Source organism: Rhabdothermincola sediminis (assembly GCF_014805525.1).
In the GTDB taxonomy this organism is placed as follows: domain Bacteria; phylum Actinomycetota; class Acidimicrobiia; order Acidimicrobiales; family Acidimicrobilacustridaceae; genus Rhabdothermincola; species Rhabdothermincola sediminis.
Genome location: NZ_JACFSZ010000028.1, coordinates 1 through 2,019 on the forward strand (window position 1 = coordinate 1; position 2,019 = coordinate 2,019).

The following is a 2,019-nucleotide window of genomic DNA, read 5'->3' on the forward strand; positions in this document are numbered from 1 at the left end:
GGACGGGGTTGGTGGTGTCGGGGTCGATGGACCAGCCGCCGGTGGTGATGGTGCCGGGCCCGCCGGTGGCGCTGTCGAGGCTGCCGAAGGGGTTGCCGCCGGGGACGGTGACGGTGCGGCAGCCGATCAGGGCGGGGGAGCCCGCAGTCCCCGGGAACAGCGCGGAGCCGGTCTGGTTGAGGGCGGACACGCAGAGCTGGCGTGGCCCCGCCGAGAGGCCGCCGACCTGGACCTGCCAGCCGTGCCCGCTGCCGTAGCCGGGGAACGCGGAGCCTACATCGGGTCGGGGGCGGTCGGCGGTGACGGTCTGGCGGAGCTGGCCGTCCACGCGTACCTGGACCTGGACCGCGGCCGGGGTGTCGAGGTCGAGCGCCCAACCCGCAGCCGAGATGGAACCGGGTCCGGCAACCGCTGAGTCGACGGACCCGATGCCGGGTTGGTCGCCCAGCGCCCGGTCGATGCGGAGCGTGGGGGTGGTCCTGCCTCCGTCCGAGACCGGGTCACCGTTGCGCTTCAGGAGCTGCTCCTCGACCTGGGGTGAGAGTGGTCCCCGCACCTGCTGCAGCAGGGCCAGCGCACCGGACACGAACGGGGCAGCCATGGACGTGCCCGACCAGGTGCCGTACGAGCCTCCGGGAATCGACGAGACGATGTTCACCCCGGGCGCCAGCAGGTCGAGCGCGCTGCTGGTTTGGGACCAGGCCGGGACCGTCCCGGTCTGGTCGTCGAGGGCTCCGACCGCGAGCACCGTGGAGATGCACGCCGGACTGACGATGCGGCTCTTGGAGCCACTGTTGCCCGAGGCGCCCACGGTGGTCACCCCGAGCGCGGCCAGCGCGTCGATCGCCGGCTTCAGTGGGTCGGTGTCGCAGGCGCCGCTGGTGCCGCCCCCTCCGAGGCTCATGTTGACCGCGGCGATGTTCGGGTTGGCGAGTTGCTCGCCGAAGACCCAGTCGAGGGCGGCGATGAGATCCGCGTCGAAGGTCGCCAGGCACGGCACCGGGCCACCGCACCGGGTCGTGCTGTAGTCGGCCGTGAACACCTGGGCCGCCAGGATCGACGCACCGGGGGCCACCCCGGAGGTGGCCGGTGGGGGGCCACCCGACCCGGCCGCGATGCCCGCGACGTGGGTCCCGTGGTCACACGCCTCGGGGATCGCGCCGGGATCGTCCATGACCAGCGAGGCGCAGGGGTAGGCGGCGGCGGGGCCCTCGGTGTGGGTGGCATCGGGCCAGCACAAGCCCTTGAGCAACGACAGGGTGCTGCCTCGGGAGAAGCACGCTTCCTTCTGGATTCGGCCCGAGAGGAACGGATGGGTCGCGTCGACGCCGGTGTCGAGGATGGCGATCCGCTGGCCGGCGCCGGTGATGCTGGAGGACCACGCGAGCGGTGAGCCGACCGCGCTGGTCCCCGACGTCAGGCTGGCCAGGGTGTGTCGCCGGTTGGGCATGATCCGTGCGATCTCATCGGACTGCTCGAGCGCGTCGAGCGACGCACGGTCGACCGAGGCGACGGCGAGCGGGCGCCGGGTCTCGAGCGGTTGGATCTGGTCGATCCCCGCGGCGCCCGCGATCTGCTCGATCCGCTCGGTCCGTGCCTCCGGTGGCTCGTGGGGCGCGTGCGTCTCGAACTCGACGATGACCTCCGTGCTGCCGGCAGCCTCGACGGCCGCCTCCACCTCCGGTGCGACCTGGGCGGCGCCATCCCGGTTGGGGTCGGTCCCGGCCATGGAGCTGGCAGGGGCTGCCGGGGAGGTCTCCGGCACGGCCACCAGGACGGCGGTGCACACGACGGCGAGCAGCAGCGCACGGGACAGCAACTGTGTCGTGCTCCGCAGCTCCATCGCGCTCCCTTCGGGCGGTGCTCGACGAAGAACACTACCGAGGGCATGCCCGCCACCGTCCGCGCTCGCCGCGACCCGTTGCTGCTCCGAACCGGCTTCTCCCCTCCGAACTGGCCGGGGGGGACCGGGGGGGGGGACCCCGGAGAACCACCCCAAACCACCCCCGGGAGGCGGGG

Annotated in this window: 1 protein-coding gene; it reads right to left on the minus strand. The window is 73.1% G+C overall.

Going from position 1 to position 2,019, the window contains the following annotated elements; translation table 11 throughout:
• Nucleotides 1–1,843: S8 family peptidase (locus tag HZF19_RS15670; RefSeq protein WP_208029743.1), on the minus strand; the 1,843-nt coding region annotated here is incomplete at its 3' end.
• Nucleotides 1,844–2,019 lie beyond the last annotated feature (176 nt).